The organism is Williamsia limnetica, from assembly GCF_003217475.1.
GTDB lineage: Bacteria > Actinomycetota > Actinomycetes > Mycobacteriales > Mycobacteriaceae > Williamsia > Williamsia limnetica.
Window position 1 is genome coordinate 86,891 of the sequence record NZ_QJSP01000006.1, and the last position, 18,600, is coordinate 105,490.

Consider the following 18,600-nt stretch of genomic DNA (forward strand, 5'->3'; position numbering starts at 1 on the left):
TGCACGTTCAAGTTCACGGCTACGTCAGCCGACCCCACTCGCTCGAGGAGTTCCCATGACCCTTTTCCGTCTCGACGCCAGCATCCGCGTCGAAGGTTCCCATAGTCGCGCGATCGCCGACATCGTCGAACACCAATGGCGCGTCGGGCATCCTGACGACACCATCATCCGACGTCACGTCGGAACCGAGCCGATACCTGCAACCACGTGGGGAACCGCCGCCTTCGCCGGCTACACACCGGAGGACCAGCGCACGTCCGCTCAGCGTGAAGCGATTGGACTGGCCGCTACCCTCGCGGATGAACTGATCGCCGCGGATGCGCTCCTGTTTGCGGTGCCGCTGTACAACTTCGGCGTGTCGCAGCACTTCAAGACGTGGGTCGACACTGTCATCACCGATCCTCGATTCAGTCCGACCGGCCCGGCGGTGATCGCGGGCCGACCCGCGGTACTGGTGACCGTCCAGGGCGGCAACTACGCGGCGGGCACGCCTCGCGAAGGTTGGGATCACGCCACCGGTTGGATGCGGCGCATCCTTGCTGATGTCTGGGGTCTGGATCTCGAGGTGGTCGAATCCGCGTTCACCCTCGTCGGTGAGAATCCGGCCCTCGACGAGTTCAAAGACCTCGCAGCGGGTCTACGCGCCGACGCGGAGGAGCTGGCGGAAAAACACGGCGAATCCCTGGCCGCACCTCGCGGCTGACCGCCCTCGCTGATTACGTTGAGGCGTTGCCCTCGGCAAGCGCGGCCAAACGGCCCAACGATGCGTCGAGATTGTGTGCCGTCGTTGCGCGAGCGCGCACCAAACGCTTTTCCTCGGTGAGGTCGGTCCAGTCATACGTGTGGGTTACCCGAGTGTGGCTGCCATCGATAGGCTCCAGTTCCCAGCGCCAGAGATGCCCGGGAGGCGGCTGGCCGGCCTCCGAGGGGAGCCACGCGATGAGCCGCCCCTCCTCGAACTCGACGACATGATTCTCCCGCTCGGCTCCCGTGGTGAGCGTCATCGTGAAGACATCACCGACCGCTCGGACGCGTTGGTCGGCCGGGGCGAGGGTCAGGTTGTCGTTGCCGTCCCACCGGGGCTGCTGCGACGGGTCCGCGATCAGCTCGAAAAGATGCTCGACGCCGGCGGTGATGTCGCGGGTTGCGCTCACGACCCGGACTTCGGTGTTGTCGGCCATCTTCCTATGTAAGCACAGCTCAATCCGCGAGCGGCGAGATGTACGAGCAGATCAGGTACCGCAGAAGGTTTGGAAAGATTCAGCGAACACCGGCGGGGCCGGTTTGGTGTAGTCGGACCAATCGTCGCGGCGGTCGAAGGGGTGAGTCACAACCTCCAGCAGCTGCTCGAATGGGGCTAGATCGCCGTCGGTCGCGGCTTTCAGCGCAGCATCGAGCTGGTAATTGCGTGGGATGTAGAGCGGGTTGACTGCGTCCATCGCATCCGCGGCGTCGTCTCGACCGTGCTCGGCCAGTTCAGATCGCCAGCGCGTCAGCCAGGGATCGAGCTGCTCGCGCGGAATCAACCCGTCGAGAGCCGTTGAGTTCCCGCGGAGTTCATCGGCCAGAGCGCGGAACGTGCCGGTCCAATCGGCGCCATGGGTTTTCATCAACGCGAGTAGATCGTCGATCAGCGCCGGGTCGATGTCCTCGCCTGCGAGACCGAGCTTCGCTGACATACCGGCCGCGTAATGGTTCTGGAATCGCTCGTCGAAGGAGTCGAGTACTGCCGTGACCGCACTGATCGCGTCGTCGGGAGTGGAATCGATCAGGCTCAGAAGCGTTTCGGCGAGCCGCGCCAGGTTCCACTTGAGCACCGCGGGTTGGTTGCCGAACGCGTAACGGGCCCCTTGATCGATGGAGCTGAACACCGCGGTCGGGTCGAAGGCGTCGATGAATGCGCACGGACCGTAGTCGATCGTCTGCCCGGAGATGGTGGTGTTGTCTGTGTTCATCACCCCGTGCACGAAACCGGCGAGCATCCACTGTGCCACCAACGCTGCCTGCGCCTCCACCACAGCCTCGAAGAACGCCAGATAGCGCTGGTCGTCGGGTAGTTCGGTCAGCCTCGGATAGTGGCGCGCGATCGCGTAATCGGCGAGCGGGCGCAGGACCTCGCCTTGGCGCACCGCGAACTCGAACGTGCCCACCCGCAAGTGACTGGCCGCGATCCTGGCGAGTACCGCTCCGGGTTCTGCACCGGTGCGACGAACATCCCGGCCGGTCGCGACGACAGACAGAGAGCGCGTCGTGGGGATGCCGAGGGCGTGCATGGCCTCGCTGACCAGGTACTCGCGCAACATCGGGCCGACAACTGCGAATCCGTCGCCGCCTCGTGAGAAGGGCGTGGGCCCCGAGCCCTTGAGATGCAGGTCCACTCGCCGGCCGTTGCCGGTGACGAGTTCACCGAGCAACAGTGCGCGACCATCCCCGAGCAACGGTGTGTATCCACCGAACTGGTGGCCGGCGTATGCCATCGCAACCGGTGTGGATCCCTCGGGCGCCGACGCCCCCGACAAAACGCGGACACCGTCGTCGCTGCGCAACCGCTCCACGTCGAGTCCCAGCGATGTCGCCAGCGGTTCGTTCACGACGAGCAACCTCGGGTCAGGCGCGTCTGCACCCTGCCACGGCACGGCCAGTGCACTCAACTGGTCGGCGTATGTGCTGTCGAGGCCGACTATTGCTGGCGTCGTGCCCACTGGGGAATCCGGAATTGCAGCCATCTTTCCAGGATAACCAGGGTGTGGCGTATTCAATCGTCAGCAGTCACCGCCCCTCACCCGCCCCTGCTGCACGTGCGTGGGTCTGACAGCGGTTCAGGTGGCACCAACGAGTACGTCTTCCGACGGATCCCAATCGTTCTCGAGATCCGCGATGGTGGTGTGGGCGGCGGGTGAATCGGCGTCGGCGAACAACTTGGGATAGATCTTGCCTGCGAACTCGAAGTCCGTCGCATTGATGTCGATCCCACCCCGAATCGGCATCCCGTCTGTGGTGATGACGCCGGGCAGTTGGTAGCACATGATGGAGTCTTGATCCGGGGGCGTGCCGATGATGTTCTTCTCGTTCAGTGAGGTCAGGACTTGTTGGTCGACCATCTCTTTCGACCACCGTTGAGTCCGTTGGAAGTACGCGTAGGCCTTCGCCGGATCGATACGTTCGACCAGCGCCCGGCGCATGTGTTCATGCGGGAATCCGAGCGTGTGTCCTGTTTCGTGCCGGACGACCCGACGGAACTCGGCTTCAGAGGTGTTCATGGTGAAGGCCTCGAGGTTCATGGTCTGCCGATTGAGTGGGATGAGACCGATGTCGGTACCGAGGTAGGAGTAGTAGCCTCCACGCTCGCGTGAGATGCGGACATCGCCGACGCCGGAGGTCAGTGCGAACGAGATACCCGCCGTCGCAGTCCAGGCGTTCATGTGGCTGACGATCCGCTTGCGCAGATCGTCGGGCGTCGGCTCCATGAATCCGACCGTCAGACGCCGTGGTCGGGGTCCCCAGTACTTGCCGGTCGTGACGGTGAGCATGAGGGGGGCGTCGACGTGGATATTGGTACCGGACAACGGTTCTTGGAGCGGTGCGTTGACCGGGTTGATCGTGACAGCCAGTTCCGCCGCCCGCTGGTGCAGACGGGATGGAAGACTCATGATCCGGCAATGATCGTCGTTGGTGGTCATCGGGCTTTCCTTCATCTTCGGTGGAGCGAGAGAATCAAACGTTGAGCACACGTCGCCAAGGGCGCCCCGTGGTACTCGGGGCACCGCTTGGCGAACTCGAGGTGTTGTGGCGCTGCTGAACTCGGGGATTATGGTCAGCAGGAATACGTCATGGTGGCGCTGCGGATCTGGGCGGCGCCTGACGGGCCGACGCTCGGGATCGCATCCCAGAACGACATCGGATACCGCGAACCCTCCCAGACCATCTGCATTCCCCAGTGCCGCGGGACGGCGTGACCGACCGGATGCCCGAATACGTCGTAGAACTGGATTCCTTTGACAATCCAGACGTCGACACCCGACGAGAAGATGCTGCCTTCTGTGTCGGAGGAAATCGTCTCCGCCTGGAAGAGGATCATGCCGTCCGGGTACAGGTGAATCTTGGCGTTTTCCATCCGGCAATCGCCGGCGTAGATGGTGCCCCATGACAACCAGTAGATCCACCCGTCCGGCGGCTGGGACGTGTATGCCGGGAGGGGCGTCGGCTGCAAGTGGAGATCACGTGGTGATGGTTCCGAGGGCAGATCACCGCCCTGGTCATCGGGCCCTCGGCCGCCGAAGGCAGTGGTTTCGGCGGACCGCGTACGATCGCGATCTGGTTGTGCAGCAATACCATTCGGGGCGCTGGCAACTGCGACGCCGCCAGACGTCGTGTCGGCGGAATACTGTTGATCCATGATGCTCACTCCTGTGATGTGATGTCGACTTCTCCGGTGACCCCGTCGGTCGGTCACGAGACGGGGCCTGCGCTGCAGACCTGAGAAGCGGATAATCATCCCGCCGACCCGAGCGCATGTCACAAGTGTCGTGACTTGATGCGCCGGTGGCGTGAGTAGAGGACTACGCCACTATCGGGCGTCCACTACCTGTCGAGGAGCATGTTGGCGTGCCCGGTACCTGAACTACCTGGGTCTGGCCGGGCCCAAGAGTCGGATTCCCGCAGGGGTTCACATGAAGCCGAAAATGCGGCTGAACAGGCCGACGGCGATGATCAGGACCAGGAACACCGCGAGGCAGATGATGACGATCGGGATCGTTTTGCCACGCACCGGCGGCTCATGGTTGGGGCCGCCGACGCCGGTCTCGGCAGGAGGGGTGTCACCCGGTGTGACGCTGCCGCCGCTTTCCAGTCCCGTGGTGTCGTTCGGTTCGGGGTTCTGTGGTTCGAACGCGAAGTCGTCAGAGTCTCTGTTGGGCATGGAGGGGGAGTACCCGATCCCCCCGATGCCAACCAGCGTCAGCGGCTACCGCTCAGGGAATGGGCGTCGGATGACGCCCGGCGCCCCACTGCGTGGGAACCGTGCCACCGGAATATCCGACGAAGTCGACGGCCGAGCGGCGAGCCCGGACCGGGAGCTGGGTCGGTAACGGACTGCCGCGAGACCACGACATCTCTTACAACACCAGATTCGGTCGGGACCGAGATCAGGGAGAGCTCCTCCGCATGCCCAGTTCGTTCAACCAGTTCGGTCACTCCGTCCCAGCCTGGAAAGTCGTCGGTGAGGCCCGCCACGCGCAGCCCGAGGCACCGAAGCGTCGACGCGGACCACGAGTCCTGGTGATCGGCTCCGTCGTCGCGGTGCTGAGCATCGCGCTGACCGCGATCAGCTCTCTCTTGTTCTCCTTCGGAACCGCCTCTGCTGTCGCAGGTCAGCCGGACCGGCTGCGCGAAGGCTGCTCCTGGGATTCGTCGGCGTACTACGTACAGAACTGCCAGGTCTGGTCGCCGTCCCAGAACAAGTTCGTGATGGTGCAGATCCGTGCGTCGGAGGGCAGCAACCAGGGCGTGTACCTGCTCGATGGCATGCGCGCTCGCGAAGATCGCTCGGCGTGGACGACCGACGTGAAGGCCGCGCAGGTTTACGACCGCACCACCGACACCACGCTGGTGATGCCGGTCGGAGGGGCGTCGTCGTTCTACACCGACTGGGACGCAGGCGCCGGCGACAAGAACGCCACCATCAAGCAGGAGACATTCCTGACCTCGGAGCTTCCCGCCTATCTCGCGCAGAACTTCGGAGTCAGTCCGTCCAACAATGCGATCATCGGGCTCTCGATGTCTGCCGGCCCGGCAGTCACTCTGGCCGAACGCCACCCTGAGCAGTTCAAGGTCGTGCAGGCGATGTCCGGTTACTACCAAACCGACAATCCTGTGGGCGCGCTAGGGGTCTTCGCATCCCAGACGCTCGTGTCGAACTACACCAACGGCATCCTCAACATGTGGGGTGCCCCGGGCAGCAACCGCTGGACCGAGAACGATCCGTCGAAGAACGTCAGCAAGCTCAAGGACAATGGTCAGGTGCTCATCATCTCGTCGGGCAACGGCTTTTTGACCCCCGGTGAGCTGGCCAAGCTGGCACCGCAGGACCAGATCAGCGCGATTGCGCTCGAGATGCTGTCCGCAGTCTCCACCATCCTGATGCAGATCCAGGCAGCGCAAAGCGGAGCGAACGTCGTCGTACTGCCGAACTACGGCGGTCACACCTGGGAGAACTGGGGTCGGGCACTACGTGACGGCCGTGATGAGGTGACCGAGGCGCTGCGCAACGCCCCGCCGGTCACCGCCAAGATGCAGGTCGTCGACGCCGGCGGTAGCGAGGTTCCCGGCGGGGCGGCAAAGGCCACCAATGCTGCGCTGGTCGTCGCCGAGGAGCCTGCGGTGCTACCGGCAGACGTAACCGCTTCGACGGAGTCCAGCGCGGCACCGTCGGACCCAGAATCAGCAACGACGACGCAGCCGCCGGTGTCGGTGACGTCGACGGAAAGCCCCGCGGGGGATGCCTCGACTGAACCCACGCCGACGGCAACGGACACCTCGGCCACCAGCACGCCGTCGACGTCAACTACCACCACGACGCCGACGACTTCCTCGGCGCGCTGACCCGATCGCCATTGCCGGGTCATGGCCCCGGCGCGACTGCTACTTCGGCACGCGCAGTATCAGCGCCGATCCTTGTCCACCACCACCGCACAGCGCCGCGGCTCCGACTCCGCCACCGCGACGGGTCAGTTCCAAGGCCAGGTGCAAGGCGATTCTGGCACCGGACATCCCGAGAGGGTGGCCGATGGCGATGGCCCCGCCGTTGACGTTGACGCGCGTGGGGTCGAGTCCGAGTTCCCGGATCGATGCGATGCCCACAGCAGCAAAGGCCTCGTTGATCTCGACCAGATCGAGCGTCGTGGGGTCGATGCCCTCGGTGGCGCAGGCGGCGGCGATGGCGCGTGCGGGTTGCAGTTGAAGCGTCGAGTCGGGGCCGGCGACCATCCCGTGGGCGCCGATCTCGGCGAGAGGGGTGAGGTCGAGTTCGCGTGCCTTGGCTTTGCTCATCACCACCACCGCAGCCGCGCCGTCGTTGATGCTCGACGCGTTGCCCGCGGTGATGGTGCCGTCCGGGGAGAACGCGGGCCGCAGCCGAGCAAGCGTCGCCGGCGTCGTGTCGCCGCGGATGCCCTCATCGTGGTCGAAGATGACCGGATCGCCTGTGCGCTGAGGGATAGACACCGGGACGACCTCATCGGCGAAGAGTCCGTTCTTCCACGCAGCGGCAGCCCGCTGATGCGATGCGGCAGCGAACTCGTCCTGTTCCGCGCGAGCGAGAGGATTGACGCTGTCCGTGAGTGCGCCCATGGCCTGATCGGTGAAGATGTCGTGGAGGCCGTCGTAGGCGAGGTGGTCACGCATCGTCACGTCGCCGTATTTGAAGCCGCTGCGAGACTTCGCGAGCATGTGCGGGGCCTGGGTCATGGACTCTTGACCGCCGGCGACCACCACATCGACAACGCCTGCCCGGATGAGCTGATCGGCGAGCGCGATCGCGTCGACTCCGGACAGACACACCTTGTTGATGGTCAAGGCGGGCACCGACATCGGGATGCCACCTGCAACTGCGGCCTGCCGGGCGGGGATCTGCCCTGCCCCTGCGGTGAGTACCTGGCCCATGATGACGTACCGCACCTGATCGCCGGTGATCCCGGCTTTGCCGAGTGCGGCTCTGATGGCGATCCCACCGAGGTCGGATCCAGAAAATCCTGCGAGCGAACCCATGAGACGTCCGACGGGGGTGCGTGCGCCGGCGACGATGACCGATGTGGTGTTGTCGCTCACGAGAGTTCGATCTCTAGGGCGGTGCCGGTGGCCGCGATGACGTCGGCGGCGCTCACGCCGGGTGCCAGCTCACGCAGCGCGAGGGTGCCGTCGCCGACCACATCGATGACCGCGAGGTTGGTGATGATGCGGTCGACCACACGTTCGCCGGTCAGTGGCAGAGTGCACTCGTCGAGGATCTTCGGGCTTCCGCTGCGGTCAGTGTGCTCCATGAGGACGATGACCCGGGCCGCGCCGTGGACGAGATCCATCGCGCCGCCCATACCTTTCACCATCTTGCCGGGGACCATCCAATTGGCGAGGTCACCGTGGCGGGACACCTGCATGCCTCCGAGCACGGCGGTGTCGATGTGACCGCCCCGAATCATGCCGAACGACAACGACGAATCGAAGAACGCGGCACCCGCATTGACGGTCACTGTTTCTTTGCCCGCATTGATCAGATCGGCGTCGACTGCGTCGTCGGTCGGGTATGGGCCGGTGCCGAGGATACCGTTCTCCGAGTGCAGGGTGACCTGGACGTCGGAGGTCAGAAAGCCGGGAATCAACGTGGGCAGGCCGATTCCGAGGTTGACGTATTCGCCGTCGATCATGTCAGCCGCCGCACGTGCGGCCATCTGGTTCCTGGTCCACCCCTGGGCTGTGGTCGGTGCGCTCATCGGTGTGCTCCTGCGGTCTCGGTGATGGTGCGCTTCTCGATGCGCTTGTCCTGCGGTCCGGTGTGCACGATGCGCTGTACGAAGACGCCGGGCAGATGGACTGCCGCAGGGTCGATCTCGCCGGGCTCCACCAACTTTTCGACCTGCGCGATGGTGATGCGGCCCGCCATGGCGGCGAGAGGATTGAAGTTCATCGCAGTCTTCTCGAAGACGAGATTGCCTTCGGTGTCGCCGACAGCGGCGTGGACCAACGCGAAGTCGGCGTTGATCGACTCTTCCAAGACATATCGTTTCTGGCCGAACGTGCGGGTTTCCTTGGGCGGCGAGGCGATGGCGATCGATCCGTCGGGGGCGTAGCGCCAGGGCATGCCGCCCTCGGAGATCGGGCTCCCGACACCGGCCGGGGTGAAAAACGCGGGTATCCCGGTGCCTCCGGCTCGAAGGCGCTCGGCCAGCGTGCCCTGCGGGGTGAGTTCGACTTCGAGTTCACCCGCGAGGTATTGGCGCGCGAACTCCTTGTTCTCGCCGACGTAGGACGCGGTGACGCGTCGGATGCGGCCCAGCGAGAGCAGGATGCCCAGCCCGTGGTCGTCGACACCACAGTTGTTGGAGAACACCTCGAGGTCGCCCGCTCCGGACTCCGCGATTGCTGCGATCAGCGCGTCGGGGATACCGCACAATCCGAAACCGCCGACCGCCAACGTTGCGGCGTCTTGGATGTCCGCGACCGCGTCCGCGGCCGAACGTACCACTTTCGATGCCATCATTGCTCCTAGTTGTTCAGTGAATAGACGACGTACGCACAGGCCTACAGTCAACGTTCGCGCAGGTGGTAGTTCAAGAGCGGGCTTGCGGATCGGCCTCGATTGATCGGAGTGCGGACGGCTAGGTCAGTTGCGTCCACTGAGTGAACGCGCGACACTGTGCGAGTGGCTGCTGTGGACAACCCGAGTGTGGTGGCGCGAGTGGGTGCGCTGTTGCGTGCCGTCGGCGCCGCGGAACAGGCGTCGACCACCGATCTGGCCAGGGCCGCCGGCATCGCCCGCCCGACCGCCCACCGGTTGCTGACGTCGTTGTCGGACGAAGGTCTGATCGATCGAGATGTGAAGACCGGCCGCTGGGCACTCGGACCGGAGTTGTATCTGCTCGGCGCGAGCGCCGCCAATCGTTACGACATCACCGGCCAGGCCCGCGACATCCTCGACCGCCTTGCTCGCGACACCGGCGAGAGCGCGTTTCTGTCGGCACGCCGCGGCGATGAGACCGTCTGCGTCCTCAGTCAGGAGGGCAGCTTTCCGCTGCGTTCGCATGTACTGCACGAAGGCATCCGGTTCCCGCTGGGGGTGGCGTCGGCGGGCCTGGTGGTGCTGAGTCATCTCCCTGCCCGGGATGTCGACGACTACTTCTCCCGGGCTGATCTCGAAAGTGATTGGGGTGAGGCGCATTCGGAATCATCCACCCGTCGGCGGATCGAGGTGACGTTGCAGACCGGATACGCCGTGAACCCTGGGTTGCTGGTCGAAGGCAGTTTCGGGATCGGCGCGGCCGTGTTCGATCGTTCGGGCCGTCCGGCGTGGGCGCTGAGCCTCACCGGGGTCGAGACGCGCTTCCGGCCAGAGAGGCTACCGACCTTGGGTGCGACGCTTCTGGACGCCGCCCACCTGTTGTCGAAGCGGCTGCAGCTCTGACTGGAGCGGTCTTGCCGCCGAATTTGCTCCACTTCTGTAAATCTGCTCCGCTTCCAGGGCTCTGGAAGTGGAGCACCTGCCCAGAAGTGGAGCAGATTGTGCTCAGTCCGCAACCAGCGTCTTCGCGCCAGGTCCGCTCAACGCCCCCGCGGGCACGGGGCGGCCTGAAACAGCGAGCAGCAGGTCGATGGCGGTGCCACTGACCTGCTGACCGTCGTCGGGACCGTGCTCGAACTCGGCGTCGATGGTGTTCAGCCGCATGCCATCGATGCGCTCGCGTCCGCCGCCGAAGTTGACCGTCGTCCTGCACTGATAAGTCAGTGCCTCGACGACGGGGCCGATGGGGTAGGTCGCACTGATCTGCAGCGGACGGCGAATGTCCTCACCGTGGACGAACGCTTCGACCAGTCGGGTGGCCGGATTGGCGGGTGGCGTACTGGTCGCGTCGATTGAGCGCCGCAGCAGGTCCAAGGTGTCACTCGGAGACGCGCACTTCTTCATCGCGATCCCGGTCTCATTGTCGCGGTCGAAGTCGAAGCGGGCGACGATCAACCGACGCCCGAACCCCAGTCTCGTGGTCGTGGCGGCGTCGATCAGGTGAGCCAGGACATCGTGAACGCTCCATCCTGGACACAACGAAGGTGTCGACCATGCGGCATCTGGCACACGGCTCAGATCGTCGACGAGTTGCGCTCTTTCTGCGTGGACGGTCGGCCATACCTTGGACAATGTCGTTCCCATGTGCAGGTAGACCTGCATGGACCCGAGAACTCATCGACGCCTCGGCTCCGATTTCTATATCCGTTCGATGGCCGCGCTGCGATGAGCGACCATCGCCCGATGGTCCGTTATCGATCTGTGACTTTTCGTTACCTTTTCGTGATGTCAGGTGCGACCTTGCCGACACCTGCTCTCTGCACACTCGAAGGGGTCGAGCAATGGCATTGATAGTCAACGGTTTCCAGGAAGGAACATGATGGCTGCCATCTTGTTTGGATCGATCAGCACCCTCGCAGACACCTCTGAAATCCAGCGCCGTGCGTTCAACGAGGCGTTCGAAGCCCATGGCCTGGATTGGAAATGGGGTCGAGACGACTACATCGCCATGCTGGGAAGTAACGGTGGCGCACAGCGAATTGCAGACTACGCGAAGTCGCGCAACGAGACCGTGGACGCAGCGGCGGTCCATGCGACCAAATCGTCGATATTCCAGGAACTGATCTCGATGCTCGGCATCGAGCCCCGCGCCGGCGTCCTGGACGCGGTTGCGGCTGCCAAGGCACACAACGTCAAACTGGGACTGGTGACGACGACGTCGCCTGAGAACGTCACCGCGCTGCTCGCCGGACTCCCGGAGGTCTCCCGCGAAACCTTCGACGTGGTGGTCGATTCCACGAACGTCGACACGGGCAAGCCTGACCCGGCGTCATACAGGTATGCACTGGACCAACTCGGCGAGGATGCTGATTCCTGCGTCGCGATCGAAGACAACGTCGGCGGAGTCCATGCGGCCAAGGCTGCCTCGGTGATCTGCGTGGCGTTCCCGAATCAGAACACCGTGAGCGGCGACTTCTCTGAAGCAGTCGAGGTTGTCGGTCAGCTCGACGCAGATCGTTTGCGCGCCCTGACCGAGAACGATCACTAGCGCTACCCGCAGTCAGAGAGGACTCACATGAGCGACATCCAAGCCCGCGTCACCGCCACCGAGCGCGCATTCCACGTTGAAGGCTACGAGAAGATCGAGTACGACCTGCTGTACGTCGACGGGGTCTTCTCGACCGACCAGTCAGAACTCGCCGACAGCTATCGCGGTTACGGCCGCGCTCTGATGGTGATCGACGAGTCCGTGTACGCACTTTACGGTACGCAGATCCATCGTTACTTCGAACACCACGACCTGCAGCTCGCGGTCGTTCCGGTCGGAATCGCCGAGACCGCAAAGTCATTGAGCACCTTCGAGGAGATCGTCGGCAAGTTCGACGAGTTCGGGCTCGTTCGCACCGAGCCCGTCCTGGTGGTCGGCGGGGGACTCACCACAGATGTTGCCGGGTTCGCATGTGCGAGCTATCGACGGAACACACCCTATATCCGCATTCCGACGACGTTGATCGGACTGATCGACGCCAGTGTGTCCATCAAGGTGGCGGTCAACCACGGCAAACACAAGAACCGGCTGGGCGCCTACCACGCATCCCAAAAGGTGTTGCTGGACTTCTCTTTCCTTCGGACTCTGCCTGCCGATCAGGTGCGAAACGGCATGGCTGAGTTGATCAAGATCGCCACGGTCGGTAATGCGAACATCTTCGACATGCTCGACGAGTACGGTCCCGAGTTGTTGCGGACCCGATTCGGGCATCTGGACGGAACGGTCGAACTCCGTGCAGTTGCGGACAACCTCACCTATCAGGCCATCGAGACGATGCTCGAACTCGAGGCGCCGAACCTTCATGAGCTGATGCTCGACCGGGTCATCGCGTTCGGACATACGTGGAGTCCGACACTCGAACTCACACCGCCGCAACCGTTCTTTCATGGACATGCGATCAACATCGACATGGCCCTGTCGACGACGCTCGCCGAAAAGCGTGGCCTCATCTCGGTGGAGGACCGCGACCGGATCCTCGGGGTGATGAACCGTCTGGGCCTGGCTCTCGACAGCGAGCACCTCACACCCGAACTGCTCTCTGAGGCGACAACATCCATCCTCAGGACGCGAGATGGTTTGCTTCGGGCCGCGGTACCCAACCCGATCGGTCAGTGCCAGTTCCTCAACGACGTCACCGTCCACGAACTCGCCGACACCCTCACTGTGCACAAGAAGATCTGCCTCGACTTCGAACGCGAAGGTGCAGGGGTCGAGATGTTCACATCCGCGCATCTCGCCTCCGTCGATGGCTGAGACGGTGACGACCCCGACTCATCCGGTCACACCGTCGACGATTCTTGCGGCGGAGTTGTCGGAGCTCGTCGAGTTGGTCGACGCAGTGCCGGTACTCGATTCAGCGATCAAAGAACGGTTGCGTAGGACACGTGACCTGGCACGGGGTCTCGACCCCTATCTCGAGCAGTGCTCGACCCCGGAGTCGCCGGCGCTTGCCGCGCTCGCGGCGCGCACCCGGGCGGAGCAGTGGACAGACCGGTCGCTGGTCTCCGGTTCTGGGCCGCTGGAGCAGGAGATGTTGTCGGGGCATGTGGAGGGTCAGACCCTGAAGTTTCTGGTGCACATGACTCGGGCTCGCCGCGTCCTCGACATCGGGATGTTCACCGGATACTCCGCGCTGGCGATGGCCGAAGCTCTCCCCGACGATGGCGAGGTGGTGGCGTGCGAGGTCGATCCCTATGTCGCCGACGTCGCCCGTCAGTGTTTCTCCGAATCTCCGGCAGGTGCGCGGATTCGCGTCGAAGTCGGTCCTGCCCTGACCACAGTGCTGCGGCTGGAAGGTCCGTTCGACCTCGTCTTCATCGATGCAGACAAGACCGGGTACCTCGACTACTTCCACTACCTCATCGGGAGTGGACTCCTTGCGCAACACGGAGTGATCGCCGTGGACAACACACTCCTGCAGGGCGAGCCGTACACAGATCACGGTGCTCGCTCCACCAATGGACAAGCGATTGCAGATTTCAACCGCGCAGTGGCCAATGACTCCAGGGTGGAACAGGTACTGCTGCCGTTGCGGGACGGGGTGACTCTCATCCGGCGAAAAGGTTCGGACTGATCATGACAGCAACATCGTCGATCAAAACAGTAGCTGCATTGGCAGGTCTCTTGGCAACGTTGCCGGTCGATCTGGCGGTGACGGCGATCGCCCTGATACGTCGGGTGCCCCCACCGGTGGTGGACGCGACGGACAGGCGACGCACCGTTCTCGTCACCGGCGGCAAGATGACCAAGTCACTGTCCATCGCCCGCGCCTTTCATCTGGCAGGGCACCGGGTCATCTTGGCCGAATCCGCGAAGTACCGTTTCACCGGTCACCGGTTCTCTCGAGCCGTCGACAAGTTCCACTGCATTCCGGAGCCGACCTCACCGCACTATGCCGACGCGCTGCTCGATCTGGTCAAGCGAGAGGAAGTCGATGTATTCGTTCCGGTCGCGAGTCCGGCTGCCAGCGTCCATGACGCGGATGCGGGTGAGTTCCTCGGCGACTTCTGCGACGTTGTGCACGGTAACTCCCGGACGGTGCGCATGGTGGATGACAAGGATCGTTTCTCGGAATTCGCACGGTCGGCGGGTGTTCGGGTGCCGGATTCGCGGCGTATCACCGACCCGGCGCAGATCGCGGAGTTCGACTTTCCACCCGGTCGCGAATACATTCTCAAGCGGATCGCTTACAACCCGGTCGGCCGGATGGATCTGACGAAGCTCTCGGATGCGACGCCGGAGCGGAATCTACAGTTCGCGGCCAGTTTGCAGATCTCGGAGGACGACCCGTGGATCTTGCAGGAGTACATCGCAGGCCAGGAGTACTGCACGCACGGTACCGCGCGCGCAGGGAGCCTGCAGGTGTATGCCTGCTGTGAATCGTCTGCATTTCAAGTCAATTACGAGATGGTCGACAAACCGGAGATTCTCTCGTGGGTCCAGACTTTCGTGAGTCGGCTCGGCGTCAGCGGTCAGTATTCGTTCGACTTCATCGAGGGTGACGACGGGCATGCCTACGCCATCGAATGTAATCCCCGGACCCACTCGGCCATCACGATGTTCGAAGGGCATCCGCGACTCGCCGCCGCCTATCTCGACGACAATCACCCGATGATCGTTCCGGAACCGGATTCGCTGCCCACGTATTGGATCTACCACGAGCTGTGGCGGCTGCTGACCGAACCGGGTCGTCGCCGGCGCGTGCGTGTCATCGCGCGGGGCCGTGACGCCATCTTCGCCGCATGGGATCCATTGCCTTACCTGCTCGTTCATCACCTGCAGATCCCGTCGTTGCTCGTAAAGAGCCTTGTCGCCGGGAAAGACTGGACACGAATCGATTTCAACATCGGTAAGCTTGTCGAGACGGGTGGAGACTGATGCAACCTCAGCGCATCGAGCCGGATCAGTCCCCGCTCCGCTCCATCTCCGTGTTGATGCTCGTCGGGTCGCCGGTCGACTTCTTTCGCGCCGACCTGTCGCGGGTCTATGCGAAGGGCTTTCTGGATGTGTTTCATGACCTGGCGGACTACCGGATCGAGATCGCCTATGTGTCCCCGGATGGCAGTTGGAGATTTCCGCGCAGCCTAGACGAGGTGGACACTGCAGCTGCTCAACCGGTCTCATTGTCGGATGCGGTGAGCTACATCGAGGCGCGACAGCACGACATCATGATCCCCGAGATGTTCTGTCGACCGGGGATGACGACGTATCGCTCGCTGTTCGACCTCCTCGGGATCCCACACCTCGGTAATCGCGCCGATGTCATGGCGATGACTGCGGACAAACACCTTGCTCGTGCGGTGGTTGCCGCAGCGGGGGTCGCGGTGCCGGCCGGCGAGGTCCTTCGGGCCGGCGAGAAGTACACCGGAAATATGCCCGTCGTCGTCAAACCCGCTGACTCCGACAACTCCATGGGCGTCAGTTTGGTACGAGAAGAAGCGGACATGGCACTCGCGATCGACGACGCGCTCCTGTACTCGGAGTCGGTCATCGTCGAAACATACGTACCGCTCGGTCGGGAAGTGCGATGCGGGATCATCGTCAGAGAAGGCGAATTGGTCTGTTTGCCGCTGGAAGAATACGCGGTCGACGAACGGGAGCACCCCATCCGCGCAAGGGCCGACAAACTCGAACGGACTGCGGACGGCGAGTTGTATCTGGTGGCAAAGGAATCCACCAAGGCATGGATCGTCGACGTGGACGACCCGGTCACAGAGGCGGTGTGGGCGGCCGCCCGGCGGTGTCACATCGCTCTCGGGTGCCGGCACTACAGTCTGTTCGACTTCCGGATCGATCCAGCCGGAGTGCCGTGGTTTCTCGAGGCAGGACTGTACTGCTCGTACTCACCGAGCAGCGTGATCTCTGTGATGGCCGCCGCGGCCGGCATCGGTGTCGATGAGCTGCTCGAGATGGGCTTGCAGGAGATCGCGCGAGAGAAGGCCCGGTGATGGAATATCAGGTCCTCGATCCCATCGGCGTTCGCGTCACAGATCTGTCTCTGGATGGCGTGGGCACTGCCGATGTGGCCACCCTCGAGAAGCTGTTGGCCGAGTGCGGTGTGCTGGTCATCCCGGACCAAAAGATCGACGACGGTGTGTTTCTCGCGTTTTTGAAGCAATTCGGTGAGCTGATGTTCACCGCGGGAGAGCTGCCGCTGGCCGGCTACCCTGACCTCAACGTCATCAGCAACGTCGGCCGGGCGACACCTCCGAAGTCGACGTTCCATGTCGACACGACGTACGTATCGCATCCGCCCCGGTTCACCGCGTTGCGTGCGGTGAATGTGCCCGATGAAGGTGGCCATACCCAGTTCAGCAATCAGTATGCGGCGCACGACACGCTCACGGAAGCGGTCCGCGACGACTTGGCCGGTCGACTCATGACCCATGTGGTCACCGGGGTCGACCCCGGCGAGGACGCCCAAACCTCTGCTGCGCACCCGCTCCTTCTCACCCACCCGTTGTCGGGGCGCACCGCGCTGTATCTGTCGGCGGCGGCGAGGTGTGAGGCGATCACCGGCAAGACGCCCGAAGAAGTTGCACAGATCGTCGCCGACCTCATCGCGCACTCGACGCGAAGCGACAACGTCTTTCGGCATGCCTGGTCTGCCGGAGACGTCGTGATGTGGGACAACCGGGTCGTAATGCATCGCGCAGACCACAGCGGCGTGGTCGGCGACCGGGTGATGCACCGGGGGATGGTTCGCTGAAGCAACCATCGACCGTGCCGATCTGACCGTCGACCGTGCCCTTTTTCGTACGTAGCGGGCGATGTCAGACTGCCTTGCTACACTGCCGCCGACAGTGCTTTGCATAGCGAAAGATGTTGCAGCACAGTGAAATAAGACCCTTCGAACACTTGTGCTATCCGGCGTTTGGCGGTAGATTTGAGTCATGAACTTTCGGGGGTTGTTCGAACACTTATCAACGATGGCGGCTGATCCATTGCTGGCGCCGCTCGACGATGTGGCGTTGTCGGAGGAGACGGTCTACGCATTGCGGGCCAAGAATGTGTTGGACGCATTGCTGTTTCGGTTCACCGCCGACCTTGACAAGCGTGGTGTGGCCAAGACACTCGGTGCGGATTCGACTGCTGAGCTGCTGCGATCGGTGCAGGTATCGCCGGCTGTTGCGCACCGCTACGTACGGGTCGGTCGCGCCCTCGGCTCCATCCCCTCGGTCGCTGCGTATGCCGTGGACGGGACTCTGTCCGGGGAGCACGTGGACGCCATCGTCAAAGGCTTGCATCACATCGACCGCCGCGACCCCGACCTGTCGGAGACTGATCGTGCCGACTGCGTGCGTGGGTTGTTGACCGAGGCGCGTATCTCGACGCCGGCCGCGGTTGTCGAGCGGGCCCACGAGATGGCGATCGCCTTGTCGCCGCCGGACAAAGAAACGGCGGATGCGGAGAATGATGAGCTCAACGAGGTGTCGTTCGGGACCGGCGATGATGGCCGCACCCACGGCACCCTGGACCTGGACAAAGCCCTGGGGGAGAAACTGGCGACCGCGTTGCGTCCGCTGGCCAAACCCGTCCCCGAACCGGACGGGTCACCGGATCCGCGCAGCACCTCGCAGCGTCTCGCCGAAGCCCTCGGAAAGATCCTGGATGTGTTCTTCGCTCACCAGGATCGGCCCACCGAAGGTGGGGTCAAGCCGCGGGTGACGATGACCGTCTCCGCGGAGCAACTGTTGGCGTTTCAGATGAACGGCATCCCGGACGCGAAAGTCCCGACCGCACCCGCAACGTTCGAATGGACCGGGCCGGTGTCGCTGCCGACCGCGCAGACTATTGCCTGCGATTCGGTGATCACCAAAATCCTGCTCGACAACAACGCCGTACCCCTGCAGGTGGGGCGTGAGTTCCGGACGGTCACACCCGCCATTCGTAAAGCATTGATTGCGCGGGACAAGGGCTGTGCGTTCCCGGGCTGCGGCTGCCCCGCCGGATGGACCGACGCTCATCACATCACGTTCTGGAGTCACGGTGGTGAGACGAGCCTGGCCAACACCGTCCTGCTGTGCAGACGGCACCACAACTACATCCACCACAAAGGCTGGACCGTGTTCCTCGGACACGACGGCCACCCCTGGTTCATAGCGCCCGGGAAGACCGAACCAATGCGGTCCCACGCCAGACGCACCCTGACCAACGAACCACTCGCCGCCTAATCCCGCCGACCGATCGAGGCCGCCACAAGTTCACGAGAAACTCCACACGACGACGCAGCCCGAAGTTACTACCGCAGTACAGGCTCCCTGTGCGGCTTGATGTTTGAAAA

General features: G+C 63.4%; 19 protein-coding genes. 10 read left to right on the forward strand and 9 right to left on the reverse strand.

Going from position 1 to position 18,600, the window contains the following annotated elements:
* The first annotated feature begins 55 nt into the window (after positions 1–55).
* Positions 56–703 (forward strand): FMN-dependent NADH-azoreductase, encoded by a 648-nt coding sequence (locus DFR67_RS11375; protein WP_110469655.1) that lies wholly within the window; start codon positions 56–58, stop codon positions 701–703.
* A gap of 13 nt (positions 704–716) precedes the next feature.
* On the opposite strand, the gene DFR67_RS11380 is transcribed toward DFR67_RS11375, so the two are convergent.
* From DFR67_RS11380 to DFR67_RS11400, 5 genes are all read right to left on the reverse strand, one after another.
* Positions 717–1,181 carry an SRPBCC family protein gene (locus DFR67_RS11380; RefSeq protein ID WP_110469656.1) on the reverse strand — a complete coding sequence of 155 codons (465 nt, stop codon included), beginning with the start codon at positions 1,179–1,181 and terminating at the stop codon, positions 717–719.
* A 51-nt stretch (positions 1,182–1,232) separates the two neighbouring features.
* A complete protein-coding gene (locus DFR67_RS11385; protein ID WP_110469657.1) occupies positions 1,233–2,726 on the reverse strand; it encodes a protein adenylyltransferase SelO in 1,494 nt (497 codons plus the stop codon).
* Between the two features lie 93 nt (positions 2,727–2,819).
* The gene (locus DFR67_RS11390; RefSeq protein WP_245937886.1) at positions 2,820–3,680 is read right to left on the reverse strand and encodes a M12 family metallopeptidase; all 861 of its coding nucleotides are present in this window, start codon (positions 3,678–3,680) and stop codon (positions 2,820–2,822) included.
* Positions 3,681–3,814: 134 nt separating this feature from the next.
* Positions 3,815–4,396, reverse strand: coding sequence for a hypothetical protein (locus DFR67_RS11395; protein WP_110469659.1), 582 nt, complete (start codon positions 4,394–4,396; stop codon positions 3,815–3,817).
* Between the two features lie 270 nt (positions 4,397–4,666).
* Positions 4,667–4,918, reverse strand: a complete 252-nt coding sequence (locus DFR67_RS11400) for a DUF6480 family protein (RefSeq protein ID WP_110469660.1) — start codon at positions 4,916–4,918, stop codon at positions 4,667–4,669.
* Between the two features lie 245 nt (positions 4,919–5,163).
* Between DFR67_RS11400 and DFR67_RS11405 the strand changes: the two genes are divergently transcribed.
* Positions 5,164–6,600 (forward strand): alpha/beta hydrolase, encoded by a 1,437-nt coding sequence (locus DFR67_RS11405; protein WP_110469852.1) that lies wholly within the window; start codon positions 5,164–5,166, stop codon positions 6,598–6,600.
* Positions 6,601–6,639: 39 nt separating this feature from the next.
* Here the strand turns inward: DFR67_RS11405 and DFR67_RS11410 are convergent, their stop codons facing one another.
* Genes DFR67_RS11410 through DFR67_RS11420 form a run of 3 tightly spaced genes read right to left on the reverse strand, consistent with a single transcriptional unit; the run spans position 6,640 to position 9,247 of the window.
* Positions 6,640–7,824, reverse strand: coding sequence for an acetyl-CoA C-acetyltransferase (locus tag DFR67_RS11410; protein WP_110469661.1), 1,185 nt, complete (start codon positions 7,822–7,824; stop codon positions 6,640–6,642).
* Positions 7,821–8,483 (reverse strand): 3-oxoacid CoA-transferase subunit B, encoded by a 663-nt coding sequence (locus tag DFR67_RS11415; protein ID WP_110469662.1) that lies wholly within the window; start codon positions 8,481–8,483, stop codon positions 7,821–7,823. The genes DFR67_RS11410 and DFR67_RS11415 overlap by 4 nt, the downstream gene beginning before the upstream one ends.
* Positions 8,480–9,247 carry a CoA transferase subunit A gene (locus DFR67_RS11420; RefSeq protein WP_211325013.1) on the reverse strand — a complete coding sequence of 256 codons (768 nt, stop codon included), beginning with the start codon at positions 9,245–9,247 and terminating at the stop codon, positions 8,480–8,482. Before DFR67_RS11420 ends, DFR67_RS11415 begins: the two co-directional genes overlap by 4 nt.
* Before the next feature lie 165 nt (positions 9,248–9,412).
* Here DFR67_RS11420 and DFR67_RS11425 point away from each other — a divergent pair, with 165 nt between their 5' ends.
* Positions 9,413–10,171 carry an IclR family transcriptional regulator gene (locus tag DFR67_RS11425; protein WP_425451268.1) on the forward strand — a complete coding sequence of 253 codons (759 nt, stop codon included), beginning with the start codon at positions 9,413–9,415 and terminating at the stop codon, positions 10,169–10,171.
* A gap of 102 nt (positions 10,172–10,273) precedes the next feature.
* On the opposite strand, the gene DFR67_RS11430 is transcribed toward DFR67_RS11425, so the two are convergent.
* Entirely contained in the window at positions 10,274–10,912 is a 639-nt protein-coding gene (locus DFR67_RS11430; RefSeq protein WP_110469855.1) for a maleylpyruvate isomerase family mycothiol-dependent enzyme, read from the reverse strand.
* Positions 10,913–11,147: 235 nt separating this feature from the next.
* On the opposite strand from DFR67_RS11430, the gene DFR67_RS11435 reads away from it, so the two are divergent.
* From DFR67_RS11435 to DFR67_RS11465, 7 genes are all read left to right on the forward strand, one after another.
* Entirely contained in the window at positions 11,148–11,816 is a 669-nt protein-coding gene (locus tag DFR67_RS11435) for an HAD family hydrolase (protein WP_110469856.1), read from the forward strand.
* Between the two features lie 27 nt (positions 11,817–11,843).
* On the forward strand, positions 11,844–13,070 hold the full coding sequence (locus DFR67_RS11440) for a sedoheptulose 7-phosphate cyclase (RefSeq protein ID WP_110469663.1): 1,227 nt from the start codon (positions 11,844–11,846) through the stop codon (positions 13,068–13,070).
* On the forward strand, positions 13,063–13,890 hold the full coding sequence (locus tag DFR67_RS11445; RefSeq protein WP_110469664.1) for an O-methyltransferase: 828 nt from the start codon (positions 13,063–13,065) through the stop codon (positions 13,888–13,890). The genes DFR67_RS11440 and DFR67_RS11445 overlap by 8 nt, the downstream gene beginning before the upstream one ends.
* A gap of 2 nt (positions 13,891–13,892) precedes the next feature.
* The gene (locus DFR67_RS11450; RefSeq protein ID WP_110469665.1) at positions 13,893–15,194 is read left to right on the forward strand and encodes an ATP-grasp domain-containing protein; all 1,302 of its coding nucleotides are present in this window, start codon (positions 13,893–13,895) and stop codon (positions 15,192–15,194) included.
* Positions 15,194–16,264, forward strand: coding sequence for a D-alanine--D-alanine ligase family protein (locus DFR67_RS11455; protein WP_110469666.1), 1,071 nt, complete (start codon positions 15,194–15,196; stop codon positions 16,262–16,264). The genes DFR67_RS11450 and DFR67_RS11455 overlap by 1 nt, the downstream gene beginning before the upstream one ends.
* Positions 16,264–17,025: a TauD/TfdA dioxygenase family protein gene (locus DFR67_RS11460; RefSeq protein WP_110469667.1), complete on the forward strand. Its 762-nt coding sequence runs from the start codon at positions 16,264–16,266 to the stop codon at positions 17,023–17,025. The genes DFR67_RS11455 and DFR67_RS11460 overlap by 1 nt, the downstream gene beginning before the upstream one ends.
* Positions 17,026–17,245: 220 nt before the next feature.
* On the forward strand, positions 17,246–18,490 hold the full coding sequence (locus DFR67_RS11465) for an HNH endonuclease signature motif containing protein (RefSeq protein ID WP_245937887.1): 1,245 nt from the start codon (positions 17,246–17,248) through the stop codon (positions 18,488–18,490).
* Positions 18,491–18,600 lie beyond the last annotated feature (110 nt).

Bases quoted from the DNA above. Each gene is read 5' to 3' on its own strand.
- DFR67_RS11375 (WP_110469655.1), top strand. From the start codon at position 56: ATGACCCTTTTCCGTCTCGACGCCAGCATCCGCGTCGAAGGTTCCCAT.
- DFR67_RS11380 (WP_110469656.1), bottom strand. From the start codon at position 1,181: ATGGCCGACAACACCGAAGTCCGGGTCGTGAGCGCAACCCGCGACATC.
- DFR67_RS11385 (WP_110469657.1), bottom strand. From the start codon at position 2,726: ATGGCTGCAATTCCGGATTCCCCAGTGGGCACGACGCCAGCAATAGTC.
- DFR67_RS11390 (WP_245937886.1), bottom strand. From the start codon at position 3,680: ATGACCACCAACGACGATCATTGCCGGATCATGAGTCTTCCATCCCGT.
- DFR67_RS11395 (WP_110469659.1), bottom strand. From the start codon at position 4,396: ATGGATCAACAGTATTCCGCCGACACGACGTCTGGCGGCGTCGCAGTT.
- DFR67_RS11400 (WP_110469660.1), bottom strand. From the start codon at position 4,918: ATGCCCAACAGAGACTCTGACGACTTCGCGTTCGAACCACAGAACCCC.
- DFR67_RS11405 (WP_110469852.1), top strand. From the start codon at position 5,164: ATGCCCAGTTCGTTCAACCAGTTCGGTCACTCCGTCCCAGCCTGGAAA.
- DFR67_RS11415 (WP_110469662.1), bottom strand. From the start codon at position 8,483: ATGAGCGCACCGACCACAGCCCAGGGGTGGACCAGGAACCAGATGGCC.
- DFR67_RS11420 (WP_211325013.1), bottom strand. From the start codon at position 9,247: ATGGCATCGAAAGTGGTACGTTCGGCCGCGGACGCGGTCGCGGACATC.
- DFR67_RS11430 (WP_110469855.1), bottom strand. From the start codon at position 10,912: ATGGGAACGACATTGTCCAAGGTATGGCCGACCGTCCACGCAGAAAGA.
- DFR67_RS11435 (WP_110469856.1), top strand. From the start codon at position 11,148: ATGGCTGCCATCTTGTTTGGATCGATCAGCACCCTCGCAGACACCTCT.
- DFR67_RS11440 (WP_110469663.1), top strand. From the start codon at position 11,844: ATGAGCGACATCCAAGCCCGCGTCACCGCCACCGAGCGCGCATTCCAC.
- DFR67_RS11445 (WP_110469664.1), top strand. From the start codon at position 13,063: ATGGCTGAGACGGTGACGACCCCGACTCATCCGGTCACACCGTCGACG.
- DFR67_RS11450 (WP_110469665.1), top strand. From the start codon at position 13,893: ATGACAGCAACATCGTCGATCAAAACAGTAGCTGCATTGGCAGGTCTC.
- DFR67_RS11455 (WP_110469666.1), top strand. From the start codon at position 15,194: ATGCAACCTCAGCGCATCGAGCCGGATCAGTCCCCGCTCCGCTCCATC.
- DFR67_RS11460 (WP_110469667.1), top strand. From the start codon at position 16,264: ATGGAATATCAGGTCCTCGATCCCATCGGCGTTCGCGTCACAGATCTG.
- DFR67_RS11465 (WP_245937887.1), top strand. From the start codon at position 17,246: ATGGCGGCTGATCCATTGCTGGCGCCGCTCGACGATGTGGCGTTGTCG.